Genomic DNA, 24,486 nt, shown 5'->3' on the forward strand with positions numbered 1-24,486 from the left:
CGTGGGCGGCGTCCGCGACGGGGCGCTCGCGGCCTGCCACCAGGCGGATCCGGGTGTGGTCGACGGGTCGGGCGACGCCGGTGACGATGCGGGCGACGCGGGTGACGATGCGGGCGATGCCGGTGGCGGGGGCGCCGCCGGTGGCGGGGGCGCCGCGAGTGCGCCGTTCGTCCGCGTCCACCACCTGCCGCCCGTGGCCGGGGCGGCGGGCGGCGGGACCGACGCCGCCGGGGTGGCCGGGACGAGGGCCGAGCGGGCCGCCGCCGCGAACACGGACGCGGACGGATGCCGGTCGGTCGGGGCCTTCGCCATGCCCTGCGCGATGACGGCGTCGAACGCTGCCGGCGCGTCGGGCCGCACGGCCGACAGGACGGGTGGCGGGTCCTGCATGTGCGCCTTGACCACCCCGAGCCGCTCGGCGGCGACGAACGGCCTGCGCGCGGTCAGGCACTCGAAAAGCAGGCAGGCCAGCGAGTAGACATCCGCCCGGTGGTCGACCCGCCCTGACAGGAACCGCTCGGGCGCCATGTAGTCGATCGAGCCGATCGTCGCCCCGTCCGTGGTGATTCCGGTACCGTCGACCGCGCGGGCGATCCCGAAGTCGACGAGGTAGACGAAGTCGGTTGGACGGCCGCGGCCCGCGCACAGCACGTTGGACGGCTTGACGTCGCGGTGCACCAGCCCGTCGGCGTGCGCGGCGTCCAGCGCGGAGGCGATCTGCTCGATGATATAGACGGCGGTCTGCGGGTCGAGTGGCCCGTCGCGCAGGACCGTGCCCAGGTCAGCACCCTCCACCAGACGCATGTCGATGAAGAGCTGGCCGTCGATCTCGCCGTGGCGGTGGATCGGGATCACGTGCGGCTCGCGCAGCTGCGCCACCATCTCGGACTCCCGGCGGAACCGCTCGGTGTACTGCGGGTCCCCGGCCAGGCTCGGGAGCAGGAGCTTGAGTGCCACCATCCGCTGCTGCCTGGTGTCGTACGCCCGGTAGACCTCGCCCATCCCGCCGCGGCCCAGCAGCTTCTCGATGCGGTATGGGCCGAACATCCGCTGTGTCATGGCGCCTTCCCCGGTGGTTGTCGCCGTCTCCGTCGCCGTCGCCGGACCACGAGGACGAGCCCGAGGACGATCAGCGCTAGCACGAGGGCGGGCAGCGCGGCGATGACGGTGTTGTTGGAGGAGGCCAAGCTGACGAGCGCACCGGCGATCAGGACACTGCCGAACACCCAGGCCAGCGCCGTGACCACGGCGCGCAGCACCCGCCCGGCGACGGCTGCCCGCGCCGGGGCCGGCTGCGTTGGGGGCGGCTGCGTCGGTCCGGGCTGCGGCCCGGTCGGCTGTTGCCACCACATGGGCTGCCCCGTCGGCCGGGGACCGGGCTGGGGGCGGGGCCGCGGCGGCGCGGTGGTGGGCCCGGGCTCGGGCGGCGCGCCGGCGGGCGGGTGTGCGGCGGTGCGGGTCCACCATGGGACGGGCTCCGCGATCAGCCCTTCCAGGTCGCCGGTGGCCGTCCAGCCCGGGGCGCAGCAGGCCCGCAGCCGGGCTGCGAGCCCGTCGATCTGTGGGTCGTGCAGCCGCTCGACCCACGACCATGCCTGGGTCCGGTGCGGTGGCAGGTAGTCCCTGTGGCGGAAGAGCAGGTTCTCGCCGTCGTTGAACTGCTCCCACTGATTCGGTTCGCGGGCGAGTGCCAGCAGCGAGAGATAGACGACGAGACCGGGGAACGTGTCCATCCAGGGGCCCCAGAGCCGCTTCTCGGGCTGGTAGTTGCGGTGCCCGCCTTCCGACGGGGGCGGGGAGCCGGTGAACGGGGTGATCCACGAGCTGTCGAAGTCGACCAGGCGCAGCCGGCCGGCCGTGTCGACGAGCACGTTGCCGTGCTGCAGGTCGCCGTGAGCGAACCGGGCGGCCTGGATCCGGCGCAGCAGGTCGCGCCATGAGCCGGCGAGCGTCTCCAGCGCCGCGCGGTCGTCGGTCTCGACGAGATCCTCGACATGCCGGTCGAGCGTGCGCCCGTCCACCCACTCCATCTGAACCATCGGCCAGCGTCGCCCGTTGACAAGGATCGCGTCGTCCACCCACCGGCAGTTGGCGACGTCGCCGGTGAGGTCGCGCTCGGTGAACCAGGCGTTGAGCGCGGTGTAACGCTGCTGCGTGGAGGCGTCCTCGCGGGTGAAGAAGCGCAGCGCCTGCGCGGTGCCGCCGACCGTGGCCCTGAACACGACCGCCGTGGTGCCCGACGCTGGGACGGGGATTTTCAGCATCGGGTGCACGTCGAACCGGGCCTCGGCCAGCTCGGGCCGGTCGAAGACGAGATCGGGCCGCTGCACGGCCCTGATGTAGTCCTCGGCGGACGGGTAGCCGGTCACAGGCACACCACCAGTGCCCCGGGCTCGACCGTGACAAGCCGGACACGCAGCAGCGTGACGTCGTCGTTGTGCAGCCGCCCGGCCGCCCGCTGGTCGGCAACGATCGCCGCGAACGCCGCGTCGTGGTCCAGGGCGACGAGTGCCGCCCACAGCGACGTCTCGTCGCGTTCGGTTTCCAGCAGCAGCCACTGGGCCAGCGCGTCGGTGGCGACGAAGAGCACGTCGCCCGCCCGGACCTCGCCGCTGGACAGCTTCAGATCCCGCAGCATCGGGCCGAGCGCCTCCGGGCGGGTGCCTATCCCGTCAGGGGAGAGACCGAAGCCATCCACGCCGATCGGCGGGAAGTGCGTGAGCAGCCGGCCGGCCCGGATGTGAAACAGCACCGTGTCGCCGAGCGCGGCGGCCTCCCAGCGGGCACCGGGCCCGTCGAGGCCGGTGAGGCGGCACCCCAGGAACGTCGCGAACGACCCCTCCGTGTAGAACTTGTGTTCTTCGATGACCGTCGCGAACCGCGCGGGCGCCTCGGCGACCCACAGCCGCTGGACCTGCTCGAACCAGGTGCGCAGCCCTTCGAGGGTGAGGTCGGGCCCAGTGTCGGCAACGAACGAGCTGACCAGGTGTTCCACCCAGCGGATCGCGTCGTAGGCCTCGGTGGCACCGTCCACGACCACGCAGCGGGGCGCGACACCGGCGGCCGGGTCGCCGTCGTGGTAGGCGGCGGCGTCCTCCCATTCCGCTGCCGTGCCGCCGAGCTTCTCCAGCGAGAAACAGGCGGAGCGGGCGAGGATCATCGGCAGATCCTCACCGGTCCCGGACGTCGGCGACCCGGGTGCCGATCTCCAGGAACCACACGAGCGTCGTCAGGCCGGCGTTGAACACGAACCCGCGGGCGCCATCGACGATCTCCACCCGTGCGCCGCGCGCGTTCGCGACCATCGACTTGGGCAGCACACTGGAGATCGCGAATAGCTCGGGGCCCGGTTCGGGCAGCCCAGTCGCCGTGACCGGGAACAGGACCTCGGGTGCGACCGTCGGCGACAGGAAGATGTTGAACAGCAGCGCCCGGCCGTCACTGGTCTCGATCGAGGTGAGCCGGGCGGCCCACTCGGCGAGATCGGCGCCGTCGTACGGGCTGTCGGTGACCATCCCGTCGGTGATGTTGATGACGATCGGGGGGAACGAGTCGGGGTGGGTCGCTGCCCACTCGAAAATGTGCTCGCCGGCCGTCGCGATGGCCTTGCACATCGGGGTGCGGTAGCCGAACACCGGCTCGACCCAGACCGGGAGCCGGGAGCCGGCGACGGCGTCAACCGACTGCTCGGCCTCGACCCGCAGCGGATTATCGAACACCTGCGGGATCGGCACGATCGGCTGCCCGGCCAGCGCCGGCTCGACGCCCTCGCCACCCGCCACCGGGCAGGCGCCATACCCGAAGACCCCGACGTCGAAGTAGTGCCGGGCCCGGCCACCGACCTCCTTCGCCGACTTCACGCACAGGTCTAGCAGGATCTTGTTCACGGCGCGGGCGGCGCCCTCGGCCAGCGTGCCCCTGCTGGACTGCCACGGCTGCTTCATCGAGTCGGACCGGTCCAGCAGAAACACGATGCAGCCAGGGTTGGTACGGGAGAAGGTCTGCTCATACATGCGTCCATCCGTCCTGGTAAGCGCGATCCTGAGGTCAAGGGGAACTCTGTCGGCGACTCGCGACGACGGTGACCGGCCACGCGGCCCCGGGCCGCCATGTCCACTCGTGGTCGTCGACGCGGCAGCGGAACGCGTACCCGGTACCGGTGTGCCGGACGTCGATGCGGAACGCGCCGCAGCGCGGGCACTGCACGACGCGGGCGGCCTCGCGCAGCTTCGCGAGATCGCGGGGAGCCGGGCGGACCGGCTCGACCGCGCGGACACCCGCCGCCGGGGCATCCCTGTTCCACCACTGGCCCGCCCGCGGGGCGCCGCCTGCCGGCTGCCCGACCGGCAGCACGAGCTGCGTGGCCTCCGGCTCCGCGCGGTCGGCGCCCGGTCTGGACCACCGGCCGTCCGGTTCCGGCAGCCGTCCGCGGTCCGGTTCCGGCGGCCGTTTGCGAGCCGACTCCGGCGGACGTCCGGGGGCCGGAGTCGGCCGCACCAGCAGAGTCGCGAGCAGCACGCCACCGGCGACGGACACGAGGACCACGGCGAGCGTCGTCTCGATCGTGCGATCCCGAAACAGCAGGGCCCAGCCGACCAGGGCTGCGGCGAGCGCCGTGACCGCGAGCGGTAGGAGTGGAACCCGCTGCGCTCTCCCCGTCACAATGCCCTCCCCGTCACGACGCCTCCAGGCGGAACCGCACGTCGGCGGCCGGGTTGGTGACCGGCTGGCACTGCTGGCCGGTCGTTTCCGAGTCGGCGAACCGCCAACCGGTCGGCAGGCCCAGGCAGACCTCCGCGTTCAGCGGCAGCTCGGACGGCGTGAACCGCCCGGTCAGGCCGAGAACGCCGCTCTGTAACACACGCTCCGCATAGCGGACCGTGACCGTGCTGTCGTTCGGGATCCGGTCGGGCTTGTTCGTCGTCTCCGCGACCACCTGGACCTGCTCGACGGCCAGCTTGATTGCCGTGCCGGTGGATATCCGCTCCCGCCGGCACGCCGACGCCGGGTGCGACCCGACCAGCCGTAGCGGGGCCGCCGACGTGATCACGCACACCTCGTGCTCGCCGGAAGTGACGACCGCGGACCACCGGCCCTGTGCGTCGGTCCGGCCCTCGGCCAGCACGGTCGCGCTGTCGCGGACCTGCACGGTCAGACCGGCCAGGAGCCGGGCGTCCGCCGCCGACACGGTGACGGTGACCTGCTCCGGGGTGCCGGTGCCCCGCTCCTGCGGCGTCACGACGAGGCTCGACAGCGCGACGGCACCGAACGCGATCACCGCCGCGTACCCGGGTGCCAGCGCCGGGTGTCGCCACGGCGACGCGCGACGTTCTGTCACACGCATGTGAACGGCCAGTTGACACTGCCCGCGCCGACCCGGTTCGGCACGGAGACGACCACCGTGAAACCCCCGCCGCCGGAGTAGCTCCCGCCGATACGGACGACCTCGCTCTCGCCCTTGTCGAGGAACCCGGACGACGGCGTGACCGAGACGCCCGACGCGGACGTGGCCTTCCAGCGGATCGCCCCGGCGTTGGCGGAGATCTTCAGCTTGCTGTCGATACTCGCGCAGTCGACATGGTTAGTGCTGTTCGTACCCCGCTGCGTGACATTCGGGGTTCCTGTCGAGTCCGCCGTCGCGCTCGTCGTGACATCCGGGCGCCCACTCGTGACCGACCCGCCCGTGCCGCCACCGAGACCGAGCGAGCCGGAGCCGGAGCCGGTGGTGATCTGGCCGCGGACGACAACGAGAACAACGATCGCGGCAAGCACGCACGCGAGCACGGTCAGCACAGCCTTCATGGGAAGGAGTCTCGGGCGGGCCGGGACCGGGCACATCGGTGCCGACACCGGCTTCCGGGACCGGTTTTCCCAGTGCTGGCACCGAGGCCGGGGCCGGAGGTCGGGTGCTACCGTCCGTGCGATGGACCGGGTGGCGGTGGGCCGCGTCTTCATCGTCGACGACAGCGCGCCGTTTCGGACAGTCGCCCGCGCGCTCCTGGAAAGCGGCGGCTACCGGGTGGTCGGCGACGCCGCGACCGGGGCCGAGGCGCTGGCTGGCGTGCCCGAAGCGGACCCCGACATCGTGCTGCTGGACGTCGCCCTGCCCGACATGGACGGGTTCAGCGTCTGCCGGGCGCTGCACCGCACGGCCCCCGGCGCCACGGTGGTGTTCTGCTCAGTGCGCGACGCCGAGCACTACGGGGACGCGGTCGAGCGGTCGTCCGCCGCCGGGTTCCTCCCCAAGTCGACGCTGTCGGCGGCCGCGCTGGCGCTGATCGTGGCGCGTCAGGCCGACCGCAGGTAGGCGAGCACCGCGAGGACGCGGCGGTTGTGCTCGGCCTCGTCGGGCAGCGTAAGCCGCTGGAAGACGTTGCGGACGTGCGTCTCGACGGTGCGCGTCGTGAGGTGCAGCTCGTCGGCGATCGCGTTGTTGGACCGGCCCTGCGCCATCAGCGCGAGGACCTGGCGTTCCCGCGGGCTGAGCTCGGCCAGCTCGTCGCGCCGGCTCCTGCCGCCGACGAGCAGCGGGACGACCTCGGGGTCAAACGCGCAGCCGTCGGCGGCCACCCGGCGGACGGCGTCCAGGAAGTCCGGCCCGGTGACCCGGTCCTTGAGGAGGTAGCCGACGCCGCGCGCGGTGTGCCCGACCAGCTCGTCGAGGTGCGCGACCTCCAGATGCTGCGACAGCACCAGCACGCCCGTCCCGGGGTGGCGCTGCCGCAGCAGCACGGCCGCGCGCAGCCCTTCCAGGCGGTGGGTGGGCGGCATCCGGATGTCGACGACCGCGATGTCCGGGCGGTGCCGCTCGACGGCGTCAAGCAGCTCGTCTGCGTTCCCGGCCTGCGCGACGATCGCGTACCCATCACGTTCCAACAGCTCGGCAAGCGCCGTCCGGAAGAGCGACGCGTCGTCGGCGAGCACGACGCGTGTCACCCCCGCGGCCGGGGCTGGTGGAGTGGTTGCGGTGGTCACGGCCCCTCCAGGGGTAGCTCGGCGTGGACGGACGTCCCGGCGCTGGGAAAGCTGCGTACGACCAGCTTGCCGTCGAGCGCGGCGACCCGGTCACGCAGCCCGAGCAGGCCGGTCCCGCCGCTCATGTCGGCGTTGCCGACGCCGTCGTCGGCGACGGTGACGAGCAGCCGGTTCTCGGAGGCCCGGACGTGGACGTTGACCTGGTTGGCACAGGCGTGTTTCGCTGCGTTCGTCACGGCCTCGGCCGCGACAAAGTAGGCCGTCGCGGCCACCCGGTCTGCCAGCGGCGGCAACGCGGGGCCGTCGACGATATGCACGGGGTACGCCGAGCGGGCGGCGAGCGCCCGTAGCGCGGGTAGCAGCCCGGCCTCCGTGAGCACCGCGGGGTGGATGCCGCGGGCGAGCTCGCGCAGTTCCGTCATCGCCGCATCCAGCCCGTCGGCGGCCCGTTGCAGGAGCGCGTGGAGCGCGTGGAGCTCGGGGTCGGGCGGTGCCGGGCCGAGCCGGTCCCGCGCCAGCCGCAGAATCAGCGCGGTGGTGACGAGCTGTTGCTGGGCGCCGTCGTGCAGATCGCGTTCGATCCGGCGGCGCTGCTCGTCGGCTGCCGCGACGATGCGGACCCGGGACGCGCGGACCTCGGCAAGCTGGGCCCGCACCTCCGCGGCGAGCCGTTGATTGTCCAGCTCCAGTGCCGCGGCCGCCGTCACGGCATGCAGGACGTGCCTGTCGGCGCGTAGCGCCGGGTCGTGCAGGAGCACAGCGACCACGCGCAGGCCGCGCCGGACCGAAGTGACCGCGTCGTCCGGACGGGGCGCGACGGGCCGTCCGTCGGCATCCAGGTAGTTGTTGGCGGAGTCGGGGTCGTCCGGGCAGGGGTAGGCGATGCGCAGCGTCGGGTCGCCGAGCACGCGGGCCAGCAGGTCACGTAGCTCGGTTGGCGGTATCCGGGGCAGCTGGAGCAGGAAGTCCGCGACGGCCGTGCGGCCGAGCCGGACGCGCAGCGCGCCGGCCAGGAACGCCACCGGGAGCCCGAGCGCGGCGAGGTGGGCGACCTCGTTGACCAGCAGCGCACTCGAACCGGGCAGCGCCGGGTGGAGCAGCGACGCGACGCTCCCGACGAGCCCGACGCCGTACACCGGCGCGAGCACCCGGCGGGCCGGCGGGGTGGCGACGAACCAGCGCCGGACCAGCAGACCGGCGACGACTACGGCGAACACCATCTGCGCGCCGTCAATCAGCATGTCCTGCGTCCGGGCCAGGTCGGCGACGAGCAGCAGGTTCGGCGTCACGGACCGGTAGAACGGGACGCCCACCGGCACGAGGACGAGCGCAATCACATACACGGCGCCGGTCACCACCCGCTCGGTGCGCGTCCGTAGCCGCCCCTCCGGGAAGGCCAGCAGGAGATGCAGGAGACACGCCGACGCCACGCTCCGGAAGAACATCCCAGCGGTGTGCGGCACCGGGGCGATCGAGACCTGCAGGTCTTCGGCGAACCAGGCGATGCCGACCGTCACCATCCGCAGCCCGAGCGGGCACGGTCGGCGCAGGTGCGTGACGGAGCCGGTCAACAGATAGAGCCCGCCGACAACGCCAGAGAAGAAGGTGCTGGTCGTGTCCGGATCCCGACCGGCATCGGCCAGCCAGAGCACCACCGCGCCGAAGACCGCGCCCGCCATGGCGAGCGCCGGGACGCCATCCCGGCCGCGGGATCCGTCCCCGTGTCTGGTCATGCGCGCAGCAGGCCCGCGCCGGTCAGCCGCCGCGGGGACGGCGTCGGTCACAGGGTCGCCGGATCCTTCTCCCACGGCCACCGCCCCCGCGGCGAACCGCCCCCGCGCATGATCGCGTTGGATCGTGCCCCCACCCCTGGACTCACCCGACCCGGCCGCAGAATCGATCAGGTCGCCGATCAATTATTAGCGAGGCGGTTACCGCCGACAAGGGGGCGGCTCACTCCGAAGAACTCCCAAGAAGCTCTCGCGCCAAAACACCGGGACGAGGGGAACGGGTGTGCTGCCCGGTGTTCTGACAGCCCGAGCCTGCTGGCGGCGTTGTCCTCCCAGACCGGGTCCTGTCCGCCCGAATTGACGGCTCTTCTCCACGGACACATCGAAAAATTCGGCACGAACCCCGCTGGCAGGCTGTTCGTCAGTGAACGGAACGACGATCAGATTCCGACTCTGACGATCACGTGGACGTGGGGGCGCGCACGCCCGGCGACTTTTACGGAGGAGGTTGAGGGCTTGCGTTGCAGGTCACAGTGGTCGGTAGGCGTCTCGGCGGTGCTCGACACGGAGGACGACGACTTCGTGTTTGTCTTCGTTGATCCTGTAGAGGATGCGGTAGGTGCCTCGTCGGGCCGCCCAGATTCCTTCGAGGTCGAAGCGCAGGGGTTTCCCGACTCTACGAGGGGCGGTGACCAGCGCGGTGGTGAGAAACTCGACGGCGGCGGTCGCGACGGCTTCGGGTAGTTGGTCGGTGAGGGCGCGTCGGGCGGGTGGGGTGAGGACGAGCTCGTAGTCGGTGTCGTTCACCTGAGCAGGTCGCGTACGGCCGCGGTGCCGCGCAGGACGTCGCTGTTGGCGTAGGCGTGGTCGGCTTCGCGGATGTCTGCCAGGGCCTGGGGGTCGCGTAGGACGTCGATGGTTTCTTCCAGCTGGGCGAGGTCTTCGGGGCTGATCAGCACGGCGGCGGCGTGGCCGTTGCGGGTCAGCACGATACGTTCGTGCTGGTGTTCAACCCGGTCGACGAACTCAGACAGGTGGTCCCGGACAGTACGGAGGGACTCGATCGTCATGGCCACAATTGTGGCCCCTGTGTCATCTGGTGTCCACTCTCTCGGCAGCCGTGGCCGTGACGCGGGCCTGGTGTCACCTGCGAGGTCCGGTCGCCGTTCGTAGGATCTTCGTGATGTCGTCGACGGAGTCGAGGGCGCCGGTGGCGACGCTCATGATCAGGTCGTAGGCGGCGTCGTTGGTCACGGTGAGCCGGCGGTTGTTGACGCCGTAGAAGGCGAGGGCGGCGGCGAGCGCGAGGCGTTTGTTGCCGTCCACGAGGGCGTGGTTGCGGGCGAGCGAGTGCAGGAGTGCGGCGGCCTTGTCGTCCAGCGTGGGGTAGGCGTCACGGCCGAACACGGTCGTCTGCGGCCGGGCGAGGGCTGACTGAAGGAGTCCGTGGTCGCGGACCGTGGGTTCGGCTCCGAGGGTTCGCTTGGCAACGTGGAGCAGTTCGGCGAGCGTCAGGTAGATCATTCGCCGAGGCGGCGCAGGGCTTCCGCATAGCGAGGGAGCTCCTCGTCGAGGACCTGGTCGAGTAGTTCGGCACGGCTGTGCGTTTCGACATACTCGCGGATGGCCTGGCGGGCGATTTCCTGCATGGACCGCTGTTCCAGCTCGGACCGGCGGCGCAGCGCCTCGGTCTCGTCGTCGGTGAGCCGAAGTGTCATTGCCACGCCAGCATGGTATCACCTCTGATACCGAACCGGGGTAGCTGTGGGGCCGACGGTGAGGACGGGTGGATCCGGTCACGGGTCGCCGATGCTCTGGGTCCTGACCAGCTTGACGACATCAACCGGCTGCGTGCAGCAGGGTGGCTGGGCACGGTCACGGCACATGAGGACAACAAGAAGTACGGCAAGCTCCACTTGCTGATGAGTGCGCTCTTGCAGGATGCGGAGAGGGGGGAACTACGCGAGCCTGCCCACGGACGTACGGGCGGCGCTGTCGGTCTGCTCGGACCTCAACCTGCCGCACTGACCGTCTCGCTTGTCATTGCCCGGCGGACAGGTCGTCCTCTTTGCTCGACCCGAGCCGGTTGATCTGCTTGTTGAGGTTGCGGACCTGGATCGAGTCGGCGCCGAAGGCGTCGGCCAGCAGCGGGCGGACCGCTTCGAGTTCGGTGAGTGCTTCGTCCGGATGTCCGGTGGTCGCGAGCATCTGGGCGATGACGAAGCGGGATTCGAGAATTCTCTCTGTCTCGTCTTCGCCCGCGGCGGTGTCGGCATTCTGCACGTAGAACCGCAGCTGGGGCAGGGCCTTGTCCGGCTTGCCGATCTCGGCGTAGGCGTGGCCCGCGTGGTAGGAGCAGTCGAGGACGTAGGCGTCGCCGGGCGGCAGATACCTGCGGTAGTCGCGTCCGACGACGTCGAAGAGCGAGGCGGCACGCGTGTACTCCCCGGCGTAGAACAGCGCGGCAGCCAGGAAGTGCCGCAGCTGAAGCGCCAGGACCGGGTCGCGGCCGGCGCGTTCGATGCCGTCCTCGAGGAGGTTGATCGCCTCGGACGGCCGGTCGTTGTCCAGCAACGCCCGGACGTTGGCTTTCAACAGGTCGAACTCGGCGTCGGTGAGCGTGGCGCGGTCACCGGTCCGCTCGCGGCGTCTGGGCGGGGCCAGCAACGGCCGGCGGAACGGGCGTGTCGGGTCGCGGCTCTCGTCGCTTCTCGGGGATCCGCTGTGGCTCCCCGAGGACCTGTTGTCGTTCCCCGGGGAACCGTCCGGCGCCGAGGTCAGCGGCGCGAGCGCCTCGTACACCGCCTCCGCGGTCGGCCGCGCCCGGGGATCCTTCGCCAGCATCGCGGTCACCAGGGCGTCGACGCCTGCCGGGATGCCGGCCCGCCGTGCCCGCACCGAGGGTGCGGGCGACTGCAAGTGGTGGGCGCGCAGCGGCACGTCGGTCGTCCCGTGGAAGGGCACGTCACCGGTGAGCAGCTCGCACAGCAGGCAGCCGAGTGAGTAGATGTCGGACGCGGACGTCACCGCTTGGCCGAGGCACTGCTCCGGTGACATGTAGGCCGGCGTGCCGACGGTCCGGTCGATCTGTGTCAGCCGGGGCAGCGCTCCCGCGCCGCGCAGGATCGCGATGCCGAAGTCGAGCACCTTCACCAGGCCACCGTCGACGAGCATCACGTTGGCCGGCTTGATGTCGCGGTGGACGATGTCGACCCGGTGGACGTCGGTGAGCACCGCCGCGATCTGCGCCGCGATCGCCGCCGCCCAGGCCAGGCTCGGTGGCGAGGTGGCGTAGTCCGTGTGGTCGAGCGTCGCCTCCAGCGTCGAGCCGCGCAGCAGCTGCATGACAAGCCATAACCGGGTGCTGCCGTCGGGGGAGGTCTCGACGCCGGTGTCGTAGACGGCCGGCGTGCCGGGATGCTCCAGCTGGGCGGTGGTGCGGATCTCGCGCAGGAACCGCCTGCGGTCGCGTTCCAGCGCGTCGAGGATTTCGGCTGCCTCCGGGCTGTCCGGCGTGGCCGGGACCGACCCCGGAGACGGCGGCCGGAGCAGCTTGATCGCCACTTTCCGGTCCAGGCGCTCGTCGTAGCCGTGGAAGACCTCGCTCATGCCGCCGCGGCCGAGCGACCCGTCCACCCGGTAGCGCCCGGCGAGCAGCCGTTTTCCGGCCGGCTGCCCCGTCGCGTCCGCCACACTTCCCCCCATCAGGGATCAGGTCTGTCGCCCACAATGTCAGGGTGGGAGGCGACCGGAGTGGTTATTCCCTGATTGCGCGTTCGATTGTGTGTCCGCCGGTTTCGCGGAGCATCTCGGCGCGCAACCGTGCCAGTGCCTCGTCCCGCGCCGGTTCCGTGATGATCCGGTAGGCGCGTTTACGTGCCGCCTCCTTGATCGCTTTCTGGAATTCGTTGTTGTCGAAGTACAGCTTCATGAAGTCGGTGTTGCGTTCGGCATTCTCGGCGACGATGTCGTCGAGCCGGTCGTCGGCGACCTGCCCGAACCGGGCCTCGTCGTTCATGAGCGCGATCTGCTGCATCGAGGTGTCCTCGACCAGGCTGACGACCTGCTGGTAGACGAGGATCTCGTCGGAGGTGCCCAGGTCCAGCCCGAAGCGCTCGTTGAGTTCTTCGATGACCTCCGCCAGCGGCTTCACCTCCGGTTCCCGGTAGCCGCCGCCGTCGGCGGCATGGCCGCGTACGTCGCGGTCACCGCCGGCGGACAGCGACACATTGTGCTGTCCGGTGAACTCCAGCCGGAAGTGACTGAGGTCCGCATCCCCGATGTCGACCGAGGTCGAGGGTCTGCCGGGCAGCCGCAGCAGCAGCACCCGGCCGTACTGGTAGAGGCGTTCCAGGTCCCGGTCACCCCAGTCGACGATCTGCGCGATGAGACTGTAGGCGCGTACATAGCCTTGCAGCGCGCCCCGGAAACCTTCCCGTTCATCGTCGGTGTCGAGGGCGTCGAAGCGGTCGAGCGCCGGCTTCAGGTATTCGTGCAGCTCGGCGTGCAGCTTGCGTTCGGCCGCGTCCGGCATCCGCCCCGGCCCGGCCGCGGCCAGGACCCGGATGAACGCCTCCATCTCGGAGGCGACCAGCAGCTCGTAGTCCATCACCTCGCGCTGGCGGGTGTAGAGCAGGTTGGGGTCGCTCGGCTCGGTGATTGTCGTTTCGAACCAGTCCTCGAACGCGGTCTGGATGTCCGCGGCCTGGTTGACGAAGTCGAGAATGTGGACGTCGTCCTGCGACTTCAGCGGATGGATCCGGTTGAGCCGTGAGAGGGTCTGCACCGCCGCGACACCGGTCAGCGGCTTGTCGACGTACATCGCGCACAGCAACGGCTGGTCGAATCCTGTCTGGTACTTCTCCGCGGCGACCAGCAGCCGGTACTCGTCCTGGTTACGCGCCACCGCCTGCGGATCGTCGGCCCTGGTGTAGGCGAAGCGCTCCGGTAGCTGCTTCTCCGGGAAGCCGTTGAGCTGGGCTTCGGTGAACTCCAGGCCGGCGTCGTCGGTCAGCTTCCCAGAGAACGCGACCAGTGCGCCGCAGTCGGTGAACCCGCCCAGCGCGACGTGGTTGCGGATCGCCTGGTACAGGTCGAGCGCGTGCTGACGGCTGCTCGTGACGACCATCGCCCTGGCCCGGCCGCCGAGGCGCCCGGCGATGCTTTCCCGGAAATCGTCGACGATCAGTTTTGCCTTCTGCTCCAGCGACTTCGGGTGCTGCTCGGCGTAGCGGACCAGTTTCGCCTTCGCCTTGGCCGCGTCGACCTCCGGATTGGAGATAGGCGATTCGGCCTGCTCGACGGCGGCATTGCGCAGCCGCCACCTGGTGTCGTAGGTGAGGTAGTTGGCCAGCACGTCGAGGATGTAGCCTTCGTCGACGGCTTGGCGCATCGAGTAGATGTGGAACGGCACGTACATGCCCGGCTCGCCGGTGCGTTTGTTCACCCGGTCCGGGTCGAAGGTGCCGAACAGCTTCAGGGTCGGCGACTTGGGCGTGGCGGTGAACGCGAAGTACGACAGGTTCGGCTGCCTGCCGCGTACCCGCGTCAGGTATTCCGCCTCGTCCTCACCTTCTTCGCGCCGGGCGTTGACCCCGAGAGCCTCCTTGATCTTGTTTGCGGACTCGCCGCCCTGCGAGGAGTGCGCCTCGTCGATGACGACCGCGTACCGCCTGCCGGCCAGCCCCAGGTCGGCGACCTTCTTCAGGACGAACGGATACATCTGCAGCGTACTGATGACAATCTTCGACGTGGCGTCGTCGAGCGCCGCCGCGAGCTGGGACGAATCCTCGTCGATTTTTCTGACAACACCGGGCGTGTGGTCGAACTGGAAGACGGTCTGCTGCAACTGCCGGTCGAGCACGAGCCGGTCCGTGATCACGATGGTCTTGTGGAAGACCGGCTGGTTGTCACCATCGAACAGGTTCGACAGGCGGTGCGCCAGCCAGGCGATCGTGTTCGACTTGCCCGAACCGGCCGAATGCTGGATCAGATAGTTGTGCCCGGCGCCGTTCGCCCGCGCGTGCGCGACCATCTTCGCCACCGCGTCCCACTGGTGGTAACGCGGGAAGATCCGTGGCAGGGTGTGCGGGTTCCCTTTCGCGCCCTTTTTCTCCGGCGCCTTGACGTGGACGAACCGGTGCAGGATCTCCAGCCAGTTGTCCCGCTGCCAGATCTGTTCCCAGAGGTAGGCGACGCTGTAGGAGCCGGGCACGGCCGGGGGGTTCCCGGCTCCGCCTGACACGCCGGGGCCGTTCGAGCCCACGTTGAACGGCAGGAACTCCGTGTCACGGCCGCGCAGCCGCGTGGCGATGAAGGCACGGTCAGGGTCGACCGCGAAATGGACGAGCGCCCGCTTGGCGAAGAACACCTCGTTCGGGTCGCGGCGCCGGTACTGCGCGATGGCATGGTCGGCGTTCTGCCCGGTGTTCGGATTCTTCAACTCGACGGTGGCGACAGGCAGCCCGTTGACGAAGAACGCCAGGTCCAGCGACAGGAGCGGATCACGGACGCTGTAGTGCAGCTGCCGCGCGACCGTCAGCACGTTCGCGTCGTATTCGGCGAGCGCGTCGGCGGCCAGCGTGTGGCCGGGGCGGAAGTAGGCCAGCTCGATCCGCACGCCCCGGTCACGCACGCCCTGGCGCAGCACGTCCAGCACACCGCGCGCGTCGATCTCGGCGGCGACCCGCTGCGCGAACTGACGCTGCGCGGTCTGCTGGTCGCCGCCGTAGAGGTCGATGAGCCTGTCCCAGCTTTTCCGCTGCGTTGCGCCGACGAACCGGTACATCTCACCGGTGTCGATGCCCAGCCCGACGTCGAATGTGCCGTGCGCGCGAGACCAGCCGCGCGCGAGGAGTTCCTCCTCGACCCGGGACTCGAAGGCGTACTCGGTGTGGGCTCCGGGAGTCATATGGCAACGCCTCCAGCCGCGGACAGCCCCCGCGCGGTCGTAACATCGAGCTGCCCGGTAACCGCCGCCGTGATCAAGGCTTGTCGGCGCTCAGCGAGGAGGGCCAGTTGACGGTCAATAGCGTCGACCGCAGAGTCCACCGCCGCATTACTTGACCGAATTTCGGCGACAATTTTCTCCTGCTCTTCTCTGCCAGGCAGCGGAATCCGCAGTCCTTGCAGATCCGGCATGTAAATAGTCTTATGGGTCGAGCCCATCGCGAGCCTGTCCAAGAGATCGGCACGCATCACCCGGAGGCACCAGAGCAAGAAGAAAGGGTCGAGCTTAGGTCCACACGTCCAAGTGGCGAGATCCTGGCTCGTAGCCATGTCTCGGCCCATGACTGCCGAGTATCCAGCCGACGCCGCCGTACGGCAGAGGACCACAGTACCTTTAGGGTGAACCTCGGCCGAACTGTTCAGGAGTCCGGTCTCGCTGATCATTTCCCGGGTCTCGGTGAGAACTTCAAGGCGGTCGGAGCGCACTTGACTCACCTCGCCGGTTGTGATCCAAGGAATCGTGCAGCCGACCCACCATTCCGGCTTGCTCCTGCTCGGCGTGTGACCGCTACCCAAGCGAGCAACGTGACCAAGCTTGACTCCTTGCCACATCACGGGGAGGCTATCGACCCACGCCAGGGTTGACGGGACGCGCTCTCGGACCCACGATCCCGTCACCGCACCAAAGGCTCCGGCCGCCCGTCGCTCAATAAGCACCCTCCTTGCGTCCTCCCTAATAGCCGTAGTTCGGTCAATGCGGGCCGTCTCGGCGTCGAGGAAGTCGGCGATGCGGCGCTGTTCATCGAGGGGTGGGAGCATGACTGCGATGTTCGCATAGCGCTCAGCGTTGAAGTTCTGAATGGTCGATGTGACGGCATCGGCCTCAATCGCCCCCTGAAACCCGCGCGATACAGCGACATAGGCCATGAATCGCGGTTCAGTGGTTGGTCGGGGACGGAACCGCACGAGATACCCCGCGTAGGTGCTGGGTTCTTCGAGTTCACACAGAAGCATTGAGCGCCCTATGGTGCCGCTGCGTGACAGTAGAAGGTCTCCCGCTCTGATTTCGTGGCGCGAGTCCAAAGGGGCATCGACATAAACAGCACCTTCACGTGAACGCAGGCGTCCGATCTCATCGATATCTGACGTACGGATGAGACGACACCCAGTCGACACATAGTCCTGCGCGGAGATGTTGAGGCCATACTGTCCCGCATCAACGCAGAGATGCTTGAGCCGCGTCTTGGTCCAGGTCACCCGGTCACCTCGCCGAGGAGTTTCTGGATCTGGGCTTCGAGGTCGCGCAGTTCGGCGTCGATCTCGGCCAGGGGGCGGGGCGGGGTGTACACGTAGAAGTGGCGGGTGAAGGGGATCTCGTAGCCGACCTTCGTCTTGTCGTGGTCGATCCAGGCGTCCGGAACATGCGGGATGACCTCGCGGGCGAAGTAGGCGGCGATGTCCTCGTCCAGCGGGACGTTCTCGTAGTCGCGCAGGTCAGGGTCTGGCAGCGGAGTGCCGTCCTTCGCCTGCTGTACCTCGCCGTCGGGGTCGGCCACCGAGACCGCCGCCCACAACCCCTTCTCCAAGGCCGCCGTGCTCGGCATGGCGGCGCCGGCGGCCACCACGGCCGCACGCAGCGCGCTGGCTGCCTCCTGCTTCGTCCACCACACCGAGCCGAGCGACCCGCGCAGCGCCGCGACCAGCGCCTCGCGGCCGTCCCATCTGGCCAGCGCCTTCGCGTTCCCCAGCGCGGCGAGGGTGTCCTCGGTGATCTCGAAGCGCAGTTTGAGCGGGCGTTCGACGGTGATGCGGTGGTAGCCGAAGTCGCGGGTCCGAAAGATCTTCACCTTGCCGTGGTCGGGGTGCCCGGTGTCCGCCGCGACCGTGAGGGCGTCGACATACAGCTCGGTGATGTGCCCGATCTGCGCGTCGCTGATCTGCTTGCGCTTGTCACCGAGGGACTTGCGTATTTTCTCCCACTGGTCGCGGGCGTCGAGCAGGATCACCTTGTTGCGCAGTGGCGCGGCCTTCCGGTTGGACAGGATCCAGAAGTACGTGGAGATGCCGGTGTTGTAGAAGAGCTGGTCGGGCAGGGCGACGATGCCCTCCAGCAGGTCGTTGTCGAGGATCCACCGGCGGATCCTCGACTCGCCGGATTCCGCCGCGCCGGTGAACAGCGGGGAGCCGTTGAAGACGATCGCGAGGCGCGCGCCCTTGCCCTCGACCGGCTCCATCTTCGAGATCATGTGCTGGAGGAACAGGAACGAACCGTCGTTGATGCGCGGCAGGCCGGCGCCGAACCGGCCGCCGAAGCCGAGCTCCGCCTCGGCCTCGACGTCGTCCTTGACCTTCTTCCACTCCACCCCGAAAGGCGGGTTGGCCAGCATGTAGTCGAACTTCTTGCCCTGATGGCCGTCGTCACTGAAGGAGTTGCCGAAGTGGATGCGGCCCCGCTGGCTGCGCATGAGCATGTCCGCCTGGCAGACCGCCCACGACTCCGCGTTGACCTCCTGGCCGAACAGGTACACCTCGGCCTTCGGGTTGATCGACCGGATGTGTTCCTCGGCCGCGGTCAGCATCCCACCGGTACCGCAGGCCGGGTCGAGGATGTTGATGACCTGGCCGACACCCGCGACGGTGTCGGCGTCCGGGGCGATCAGCAGGTTGACCATCAGTTTGATGACTTCACGCGGGGTGAAGTGCTCACCGGCGGTCTCGTTGGAGTCTTCGGCGAACTTGCGGATCAGGTGCTCGAAGACGTAGCCCATGTCGTGGTTGGTGAGCTTGTCGAGGTCACGCATCTCGGCGAACCGGCCGACGACCCGGTAGAGGAGCTTCGCGCCCGCCAGCCTGGTGATCTCGTTGTCCAGGTCGAAGCGGGCCAGGATCTGCCGGATGTTCGGGGAGAAGCCGTTGATGTAGTCGCGCAGGTTCTTCGCCACGTTCGCCGCGTCGGCGCCGATCGTCGTGAAGTCCTGCGCGGAGGTGTTGTAGAACGGCAGCTTCGCCGTGATCTCCAGCAGGCGCTGCCTGTTCTGGACGTCCAGCGCCGCGTCCCGCCTGCGGACGGCGTCGCGGGTCGGGGCCATCACCGCGTCCAGGCGCCGCAGCAGCGTGAACGGCAGGATGACCTGGCCGTACTCGTGGCGCTTGTAGTCGCCGCGCAGCAGGTCGGCGACTGACCAGATGTCGCTCGCCATCCTGGAGTGCGTGGGTCCTGAGCTCACAGGTCTCTCGTCTCACCTTCAGTTGCGTCGGAGTCGTCGGTGTTCCTCACCGGGGGTACGTCCGGGGTACACATCCCGGGGACAGGCCCGGGGTCAGCGTGCCGACCGTGAGGCCGTGGACGGTCTGGTCGATCACGTTCGCGCTCACCGTCGCAAGCGCGGACAGCGCGTCCCGCAGCTCCCGCAGATGGCGGAAGGCGTTGCCGTAGCGGCGCTGCTCGGCCAGCGGCATGCGGGGGATGCGACACCGCCGCAGGTCGTCACGGCTGAGCGCGCCGAGCGTATTGGCCACCGGCAGCGCGTCGGCGTCGGCGCGCAGGAATGTCGCGACGAAATGCGCGTCCAGGCGGGTGGCGTCCAACTCGACGACCTGTGCGACACCGGCGTCGTCCGCGTCCGTACCGGTCGCGACGGCCGGTGGTCGGCCGAGGGTCCGCAGCAGCAGATCGCCGGTGCGCGGCGTCGTGTCACGGGAGCGGATCGTCAGCGCCCCGACCCGCTCCAGCTCACCGAGGGTCACGTAGACGTGGTGGGTCGGTGAGGTGGGGGCGGCGAAGCGGGGCAGGCCCCGGCCGACCTGGGCGTAGAGGGCCTGCAACCGATCGGTGACACGGGCGAGGTCGTCGGCGCTCGCCTCGACGCGGGTGGCGACGTAGCGGGAAGGCAGCAGGTTGGTATCGCCGTCGAGCAACCCGAGGCGCGGAACAGCGCGGGAGATCGTCGGATCGGCGTCGGTGAACAGCCGCTGCCACGCGGCGAACTCGTGCGGGACGTCGGCCGCGTCGCCCAACCCCGACAGGTCGACCATGCGCACGGCCGCATGGTCGGGTACCCCAGGGGGACGTCGCAGAACCCAGAGATACACGTCGGTGTCGGGTAACGAGCCCATTCCCTTCGGCAGCGCGATGACGTCGCGAAGGACTCCGGAGCGTACCAGCGCCGTGCGGATGTGCTGTCCGGACGGCTGGAGGCAGGTCCGCGGCGACACGGCGACGACGGCCACACCGCGCGGGCGCAGATGCGCATAGCAGTGCTGCACCCAGGCCAGCTCGCCGTCGCGTGGTGCCGGAATGCCGAACGCCCAGCGCGGATCGGTCGTCAGCTCGGCCGACGGCCACTGCGGCAGGTCGAAGGGTGGTTCGCAGACGACGGCCGCGGCCGCACCCAGGTACGCGCCGAGCCGGTTGTCCAGCAGGGAGTCGCCGGTGTGGATCTCATACGGCACGCCGTGGGCGTTACCGCGCAGGTTCAACGCCGCGACCGCGGCGGCCGACTCTTTGATCTCCTGCCCGGCGAGCCTGAGATGGTCGCCGAACCGGTCGGCAACGGCCATCAGCAGCGTCGCGTGGAAGCAGGCCGGATCGAGCACCGCGGGCGCGTCGGCGGCGGCATCGGCATCCGCGTCATCGGCATCCGCGTCAGCGGTGGCATCCACGGGTCGTGTGGTAACCGTCGAACGCGGTAGCAGGGACACCATCACCCTGGCCAGCAGTTGCCCCGAGGTCAGGTCGGTGACGGCGAGATCGGGCGTCTCCTGCCGGACGCGCCGCACCGCCTCGTCATACCGACCGTCCGACGACCGTGTCGGGCCGCTGATGCGCTGGGTACCGGTCTCGGTGCGGCCGGCTGTCGCCAACTGGTCGGCCTTGCCCGTCGCCGCCAGCCATGCCTCGACTCTGGCCCGGGAGAACGTCGGGCTGGTCGGGCTGCCGCCCACCGGCTTGGGGAAGTCCGGATAACGGCGGCGCCAGTTCGACACGGCAGCACGGCCGACGCCAGCCAGCCGCGCGATCGCGGCAGCCGTCAGCTCGTCCTGCTGGTCAAGGTGCACGGCGGCGACCTTACCGGGCCATCCTTCCGGAACACAAGCCCCTGTGAACACCGTTGCCACTGTTCACAAGAGCTGTGCTATGTTTGCCTGAACAACGACTCGGCGTCGTCCGTTCTGCGGGTGTCCGACGTCCTCGTCGCGATCGAAGCGATCAGTACTGCTGGTGGTGGTACCATAACCTTATGGTCTTGAAGAAGACGACCGTCATGGTCGACGAGGAATACCTACAGATCGTCAAGGATGCGGCGGCGCGTGAAGGCCGACCCGAATCCGAGTATTTTCGCGAGGCATTCCGCATTGCCGCACTGCATGCCCGCAGATGGTCCGGCGACTGGGACATCCCGGCGCTCGACTTCGGCGGCCCGGTCACCGAAGACGACGTCCGCGAAGCGGTCGACGAAACGGTCAACCGGAAGAACGGCGCGACCGGCAACATCATATGATCGTTGTTGGTGACACCTCTGGACTGGTGGCTGCCTTCAACGTCGGTAATCCGGAACACCGGGCAGCCCGCTCGGCGCTGCGTGAGGCATCCGTGACCGTGGTCTCCCCACTGGTGTTCGCCGAAGTCGAGCACATCATCACCCGCAACATCGACCGCAAGACCGCTTACGCGGTCAATGACTGGCTGCTACAGCAGGAGCGCACCATGCGCATGCTGGTCCCCGAGGTGGCAGCCGATACCCTCCGTAAGGCTCACACGGTCCAGACCCTGTACGCCGATCTGCGCATAAACCTGGCGGACGCGGTGAACGTGGTGCTGGCGGAGCAGTACGAGACCGACAGTGTTCTCACGCTCGACCGACGGGACTTCCGCGCAATGCGTCCGCTCACCGGCCACAAGGCGTTCCGTCTCCTGCCGGACGACCTGTGACCTTGTGAGGGATAGCTGCCGATGACCCATCAGCCGGACCTGTAAAAGACCCACAGCGTGCCCATCGACCCCCACCGGCGTGACCCGCGAATGGACCCAGGCCATGACCTCACCGACCATCGAACCCTTCGATGTGCGCGTCACCACCGCCGAGATCGACGACCTCCGCAACCGGCTGGCCCGGACCCGGTGGCCCGACCAGATACCCGGCACCAGGTGGGACTACGGCACCGAACGCGACTTCCTGGTCGAGCTGTGCCGGTACTGGAAGGACGACTACGACTGGTCGGGCTTCCAGACCCGGGCCAACGCCTTTCCTCAGTTCACGACCGGGATCGACGGGCAGCGCATCCATTTCATCCACGCCCGCTCTCCCGAGCCGACGGCCCGGCCACTGCTGTTGACCCACGGCTGGCCGGGCTCGGTGGCAGAGTTCTGGCAGGTGCTCGGCCCCCTGTCCGACCCGGCAAACCACGGCGGTGACCCGGCCGACGCCTTCCACGTCGTCGCCCCGTCCCTGCCCGGCTACGGCTTCTCGGGTCCGACGACCGAGCGGGGATGGAGCATCACCCGGGCTGCGGCCGCCTTTCTGGAGCTCATGACCCGCCTGGACTACGAGCGGTTCTTCGCGCAGGGAGGCGACTGGGGCAGCGCGGTCACCACCACGGTCGCCGGCCTGGCCCCCGAGCGGGTACGGGCCATCCACCTCAACCTGCTACCGGCGCCGCCACCGGACCGCAACGACCCGACCGCCGGCCTGGACGAAGCCGACCTGGCCATCCTGGCTCGGGTGAAGCATTTCGCCGACCACGAGACCGGCTACCAGAAGATCCAGGGGACGAAGCCGCAGACGCTCGCTTACGGTCTCGCAGACTCGCCGGCCGGGCTCGCCGGCTGGATCGTGGAGAAGTTCCACGGGTGGAGCGACTGCGACGACAAGATCGAATCCCGTTTCAGTCGCGACCGGCTGCTTGACAACATCTCGATCTACTGGCTGACCGGGACGATCAACTCGTCGACCCGCCTCTACTACGAGTCGACCGGTCCCGGCCGGCGCCACACACCCCCGCCGATCACGGTCCCGCTCGGCCATGCCGCGTTCCCGGCCGAAATCATCCGGGCTCCTCGTAGCTGGTGCGAGGCGGCCTTCCCTACCCTGTGTCACTGGACGGATATGGCCCGGGGCGGCCACTTCGCGGCGATGGAGGAGCCCGAGCTGCTCGTCGACGACATCCGCGCGTTCTTCCGCACCCAGCGGCTGTAGCTGGCGATCGCTACCGAAGGACTTCCCACCCTGGGAGACGGTCTATGGCTTGCTCACCCGCTGGCATGACCACGGCGTCACCGCCAAAATCCACGATGCGTTGCGAGACAAGCTGCGAGCCTTGGAGGGCCGGGAACCCGAGCCGACCGCCGCCGTGCACACGGCGTGCCCCGCGCACGTCGATCCATATCGTTGAAGTCCATGCGGGCACACAGGGCCGCAACGCGAGTAAGGCAGCTGCCGCCGGGCGTTGCGAGGACTCCCGACGGTGGTGGCTTCCCGCCTTCGCTCAGACAGAGGACGCACATCTATGACCTCAGCTCAGCTTGCCGCAGCCGAATCTGCACCCACGGTAGCGACATGGGACAACTCGCCCGCTGTCGCGCCACGCGGGACGATGATCCTCATCGCCGGCCGTGGCGAGCACCCAGGGGTCTACGAGCATTTCGGCACCCGGATCGCCTTCGACGGCTATCGGGTCCGGGTCGTCGGTGATCCGACCGTCGACGAAGATGAGGTGACGTCGCAGGTACGGCAGCTGCTGGCCGACCCGGACCTGCCCGCGCCGCGGGTGCTGGCGGGCTCGGACGTCGACCTGCGCCGCGTCACCGTGCCTGTGCTGGGTCTGCACGGAACGGCCGACATTCTAAGCCCCCTGCGGGCTGTGCGCGAGCGCTACGCGGTCGCTCGCCGTCGGCGAGTTCGTGACCATCGAGGGCGGCAAACACGACGCCCTCAACGACGCCACCCATCGCATGGCCGCGGCCGCGGTTGTGCTGTTCCTCGAACGGCTGCGAACCGGCGCAGACCTCCCCGAGATCGCCCGCTGGACGAACTGGTCGTAACCGTCTGGTCCCAACCGCGCCGATCAGCCACCACCCAGTCCCCGGAGAACCGTCATGGCCGTCGAGTTCATCGCAGGCCCGCATCGCCGGCAGGCAGGACACGCCGCGTATCTGGGTCACTCGGAACGGTCCCCGGAGGTTTCCGTGCGAAAGGAAGGTAGTGCCATCAGCACGAGATACATCATCATCGGGGCGGGTGCCGTGGGCGCGGCTGTCGCCGCGCAGCTGCACGGGGCCGGGCACCCCGTCGTCGTCGTGGCGAGGGGCGCGAACCTCGAGGCGTTGCGGTCCCGGGGCCTGCGCTACATCCGACCGGACTCCGATCGGTGGCTCGCGCTCGATTTCGCCGGTGGGCCGGACGAGGTTGACCTGCGCGTGGACGACGTGCTGGTCCTCGCCACCAAGTCGCAGGACTCCGAAACACTGCTCCAGCGGTGGGCGTGGCGGCCGGTGGACGTGGGCGGCGCCGTGCGCACGGCCGCGGAGGTGCTGCCGATCCTGTTGCTGCAGAACGGGCTGGAGAACGCCCGGGTGGCGCTGCGCAGGTTCGCCACGGTGGTCGACGCGGTCGTGGTCATCCCGTCCTCGTACCACAGGCCCGGGGAGGTCGTGTCCCCGGGCGCGCCGATCGCCGGGGCCTTCTTCCTCGGCCGCGCACCGCGCGGTAGCGACCCGACCGTGGAACGCATCGCAGCGGACCTGCGCCGGGGCTCGTTCGCGGTCCAGGTGGTCGGGGACAGCGACCGTTGGAAGGCGGGAAAGCTGCTCGCCAACCTGGCCTACAACCTCGAT

At 69.3% G+C, this 24,486-nt stretch carries 25 protein-coding genes and 1 pseudogene; 7 read left to right on the top strand and 19 right to left on the bottom strand.

The features are described from left to right. The 7 genes from NBW77_RS12095 to NBW77_RS12125 all read right to left on the bottom strand — a co-directional run. A partial coding sequence (locus NBW77_RS12095; RefSeq protein WP_250279716.1) for a serine/threonine-protein kinase occupies nt 1–1,059 on the bottom strand: 1,059 nt, incomplete at its 3' end. Continuing rightward, on the bottom strand, nt 1,056–2,369 hold the full coding sequence (locus NBW77_RS12100; RefSeq protein ID WP_250279717.1) for a protein kinase family protein: 1,314 nt from the start codon (nt 2,367–2,369) through the stop codon (nt 1,056–1,058). The genes NBW77_RS12100 and NBW77_RS12095, both read right to left, overlap by 4 nt. Continuing rightward, nucleotides 2,366–3,160, bottom strand: a complete 795-nt coding sequence (locus tag NBW77_RS12105) for a hypothetical protein (RefSeq protein WP_131745824.1) — start codon at nt 3,158–3,160, stop codon at nt 2,366–2,368. The genes NBW77_RS12100 and NBW77_RS12105 overlap by 4 nt, the downstream gene beginning before the upstream one ends. Before the next feature lie 10 nt (nt 3,161–3,170). Continuing rightward, complete coding sequence (locus tag NBW77_RS12110) at nt 3,171–4,013, bottom strand: vWA domain-containing protein (protein WP_250279718.1); 843 nt, start codon at nt 4,011–4,013, stop codon at nt 3,171–3,173. A 34-nt stretch (nt 4,014–4,047) separates the two neighbouring features. Further along, complete coding sequence (locus NBW77_RS12115) at nt 4,048–4,662, bottom strand: hypothetical protein (protein WP_131745825.1); 615 nt, start codon at nt 4,660–4,662, stop codon at nt 4,048–4,050. A gap of 13 nt (nt 4,663–4,675) precedes the next feature. Next, nucleotides 4,676–5,344: a hypothetical protein gene (locus NBW77_RS12120; RefSeq protein WP_131745826.1), complete on the bottom strand. Its 669-nt coding sequence runs from the start codon at nt 5,342–5,344 to the stop codon at nt 4,676–4,678. After that, the gene (locus NBW77_RS12125) at nt 5,335–5,802 is read right to left on the bottom strand and encodes a hypothetical protein (protein ID WP_242605661.1); all 468 of its coding nucleotides are present in this window, start codon (nt 5,800–5,802) and stop codon (nt 5,335–5,337) included. The genes NBW77_RS12120 and NBW77_RS12125 overlap by 10 nt, the downstream gene beginning before the upstream one ends. Before the next feature lie 121 nt (nt 5,803–5,923). Here NBW77_RS12125 and NBW77_RS12130 point away from each other — a divergent pair, with 121 nt between their 5' ends. Then, complete coding sequence (locus NBW77_RS12130) at nt 5,924–6,307, top strand: response regulator transcription factor (protein WP_131745837.1); 384 nt, start codon at nt 5,924–5,926, stop codon at nt 6,305–6,307. Here the strand turns inward: NBW77_RS12130 and NBW77_RS12135 are convergent. The 11 genes from NBW77_RS12135 to NBW77_RS12185 all read right to left on the bottom strand — a co-directional run bounded on the left by NBW77_RS12135 (nt 6,289) and on the right by NBW77_RS12185 (nt 20,711). Next, a complete protein-coding gene (locus NBW77_RS12135) occupies nt 6,289–6,975 on the bottom strand; it encodes a response regulator transcription factor (protein WP_131745828.1) in 687 nt (228 codons plus the stop codon). The two genes, NBW77_RS12130 and NBW77_RS12135, sit on opposite strands and share 19 nt — an antisense overlap. Further along, complete coding sequence (locus NBW77_RS12140; protein ID WP_242605662.1) at nt 6,972–8,759, bottom strand: sensor histidine kinase; 1,788 nt, start codon at nt 8,757–8,759, stop codon at nt 6,972–6,974. The genes NBW77_RS12135 and NBW77_RS12140 overlap by 4 nt, the downstream gene beginning before the upstream one ends. Nucleotides 8,760–9,233: 474 nt before the next feature. Beyond that, nucleotides 9,234–9,512 (bottom strand): type II toxin-antitoxin system RelE family toxin, encoded by a 279-nt coding sequence (locus tag NBW77_RS12145; protein WP_131745829.1) that lies wholly within the window; start codon nt 9,510–9,512, stop codon nt 9,234–9,236. Beyond that, a complete protein-coding gene (locus NBW77_RS12150) occupies nt 9,509–9,775 on the bottom strand; it encodes a type II toxin-antitoxin system Phd/YefM family antitoxin (RefSeq protein ID WP_131745830.1) in 267 nt (88 codons plus the stop codon). Before NBW77_RS12150 ends, NBW77_RS12145 begins: the two co-directional genes overlap by 4 nt. 73 nt (nt 9,776–9,848) lie before the next feature. Further along, nucleotides 9,849–10,229: a type II toxin-antitoxin system death-on-curing family toxin gene (locus NBW77_RS12155; RefSeq protein WP_131745831.1), complete on the bottom strand. Its 381-nt coding sequence runs from the start codon at nt 10,227–10,229 to the stop codon at nt 9,849–9,851. Beyond that, a complete protein-coding gene (locus NBW77_RS12160) occupies nt 10,226–10,423 on the bottom strand; it encodes a ribbon-helix-helix protein, CopG family (RefSeq protein WP_131745839.1) in 198 nt (65 codons plus the stop codon). The genes NBW77_RS12155 and NBW77_RS12160 overlap by 4 nt, the downstream gene beginning before the upstream one ends. Nucleotides 10,424–10,745: 322 nt before the next feature. Then, nucleotides 10,746–12,398 carry a serine/threonine-protein kinase gene (locus NBW77_RS12165; RefSeq protein WP_250279719.1) on the bottom strand — a complete coding sequence of 551 codons (1,653 nt, stop codon included), beginning with the start codon at nt 12,396–12,398 and terminating at the stop codon, nt 10,746–10,748. Nucleotides 12,399–12,462: 64 nt separating this feature from the next. Beyond that, nucleotides 12,463–15,615, bottom strand: coding sequence for a type I restriction endonuclease subunit R (locus NBW77_RS12170; protein WP_250279720.1), 3,153 nt, complete (start codon nt 15,613–15,615; stop codon nt 12,463–12,465). Continuing rightward, the gene (locus NBW77_RS12175) at nt 15,612–16,910 is read right to left on the bottom strand and encodes a restriction endonuclease subunit S (RefSeq protein WP_207386876.1); all 1,299 of its coding nucleotides are present in this window, start codon (nt 16,908–16,910) and stop codon (nt 15,612–15,614) included. Before NBW77_RS12175 ends, NBW77_RS12170 begins: the two co-directional genes overlap by 4 nt. Then, nucleotides 16,907–18,880 (bottom strand): type I restriction-modification system subunit M, encoded by a 1,974-nt coding sequence (locus tag NBW77_RS12180; RefSeq protein ID WP_207386877.1) that lies wholly within the window; start codon nt 18,878–18,880, stop codon nt 16,907–16,909. The genes NBW77_RS12175 and NBW77_RS12180 overlap by 4 nt, the downstream gene beginning before the upstream one ends. 46 nt (nt 18,881–18,926) lie before the next feature. Continuing rightward, nucleotides 18,927–20,711 carry an N-6 DNA methylase gene (locus tag NBW77_RS12185; protein WP_250279721.1) on the bottom strand — a complete coding sequence of 595 codons (1,785 nt, stop codon included), beginning with the start codon at nt 20,709–20,711 and terminating at the stop codon, nt 18,927–18,929. Between the two features lie 206 nt (nt 20,712–20,917). On the opposite strand from NBW77_RS12185, the gene NBW77_RS12190 reads away from it, so the two are divergent. The 4 genes and pseudogenes from NBW77_RS12190 to NBW77_RS12205 form a co-directional block, all read left to right on the top strand. Continuing rightward, nucleotides 20,918–21,154 (top strand): CopG family transcriptional regulator, encoded by a 237-nt coding sequence (locus NBW77_RS12190; RefSeq protein ID WP_250279722.1) that lies wholly within the window; start codon nt 20,918–20,920, stop codon nt 21,152–21,154. Beyond that, nucleotides 21,151–21,585 (top strand): PIN domain-containing protein, encoded by a 435-nt coding sequence (locus NBW77_RS12195; RefSeq protein ID WP_131745834.1) that lies wholly within the window; start codon nt 21,151–21,153, stop codon nt 21,583–21,585. Before NBW77_RS12190 ends, NBW77_RS12195 begins: the two co-directional genes overlap by 4 nt. 103 nt (nt 21,586–21,688) lie before the next feature. Further along, nucleotides 21,689–22,849, top strand: coding sequence for an epoxide hydrolase family protein (locus NBW77_RS12200; RefSeq protein ID WP_131745835.1), 1,161 nt, complete (start codon nt 21,689–21,691; stop codon nt 22,847–22,849). Further along, nucleotides 22,839–23,006: pseudogene (locus tag NBW77_RS12205) on the top strand (transposase); the annotation flags it as partial. The gene NBW77_RS12200 and the pseudogene NBW77_RS12205, both read left to right, overlap by 11 nt. Nucleotides 23,007–23,165: 159 nt before the next feature. Here the strand turns inward: NBW77_RS12205 and NBW77_RS22820 are convergent. Beyond that, nucleotides 23,166–23,480, bottom strand: coding sequence for a hypothetical protein (locus tag NBW77_RS22820; protein ID WP_502799477.1), 315 nt, complete (start codon nt 23,478–23,480; stop codon nt 23,166–23,168). 73 nt (nt 23,481–23,553) lie between these two features. Between NBW77_RS22820 and NBW77_RS22825 the strand changes: the two genes are divergently transcribed. Both NBW77_RS22825 and NBW77_RS12215 read left to right on the top strand, forming a co-directional pair. Further along, the gene (locus NBW77_RS22825; RefSeq protein WP_502799478.1) at nt 23,554–23,694 is read left to right on the top strand and encodes a hypothetical protein; all 141 of its coding nucleotides are present in this window, start codon (nt 23,554–23,556) and stop codon (nt 23,692–23,694) included. Between the two features lie 165 nt (nt 23,695–23,859). Next, nucleotides 23,860–24,486, top strand: a 627-nt coding sequence (locus NBW77_RS12215; protein ID WP_175324665.1) for a ketopantoate reductase family protein, incomplete at its 3' end; no start/stop codon positions are given.

Source organism: Frankia sp. Cppng1_Ct_nod (genome assembly GCF_920656135.1).
GTDB lineage: Bacteria > Actinomycetota > Actinomycetes > Frankiales > Frankiaceae > Protofrankia > Protofrankia meridionalis.

What these genes read in the sequence shown, in the direction of transcription:
- NBW77_RS12195 (WP_131745834.1), top strand. Translation starts at nt 21,151, where the DNA reads ATGATCGTTGTTGGTGACACCTCTGGACTGGTGGCTGCCTTCAACGTC.
- NBW77_RS12150 (WP_131745830.1), bottom strand. Translation starts at nt 9,775, where the DNA reads ATGACGATCGAGTCCCTCCGTACTGTCCGGGACCACCTGTCTGAGTTC.
- NBW77_RS12110 (WP_250279718.1), bottom strand. Translation starts at nt 4,013, where the DNA reads ATGTATGAGCAGACCTTCTCCCGTACCAACCCTGGCTGCATCGTGTTT.
- NBW77_RS12155 (WP_131745831.1), bottom strand. Translation starts at nt 10,229, where the DNA reads ATGATCTACCTGACGCTCGCCGAACTGCTCCACGTTGCCAAGCGAACC.
- NBW77_RS12160 (WP_131745839.1), bottom strand. Translation starts at nt 10,423, where the DNA reads ATGACACTTCGGCTCACCGACGACGAGACCGAGGCGCTGCGCCGCCGG.
- NBW77_RS12120 (WP_131745826.1), bottom strand. Translation starts at nt 5,344, where the DNA reads ATGCGTGTGACAGAACGTCGCGCGTCGCCGTGGCGACACCCGGCGCTG.
- NBW77_RS12105 (WP_131745824.1), bottom strand. Translation starts at nt 3,160, where the DNA reads ATGATCCTCGCCCGCTCCGCCTGTTTCTCGCTGGAGAAGCTCGGCGGC.
- NBW77_RS12170 (WP_250279720.1), bottom strand. Translation starts at nt 15,615, where the DNA reads ATGACTCCCGGAGCCCACACCGAGTACGCCTTCGAGTCCCGGGTCGAG.
- NBW77_RS12125 (WP_242605661.1), bottom strand. Translation starts at nt 5,802, where the DNA reads ATGAAGGCTGTGCTGACCGTGCTCGCGTGCGTGCTTGCCGCGATCGTT.
- NBW77_RS12200 (WP_131745835.1), top strand. Translation starts at nt 21,689, where the DNA reads ATGACCTCACCGACCATCGAACCCTTCGATGTGCGCGTCACCACCGCC.
- NBW77_RS12130 (WP_131745837.1), top strand. Translation starts at nt 5,924, where the DNA reads ATGGACCGGGTGGCGGTGGGCCGCGTCTTCATCGTCGACGACAGCGCG.
- NBW77_RS12190 (WP_250279722.1), top strand. Translation starts at nt 20,918, where the DNA reads ATGGTCGACGAGGAATACCTACAGATCGTCAAGGATGCGGCGGCGCGT.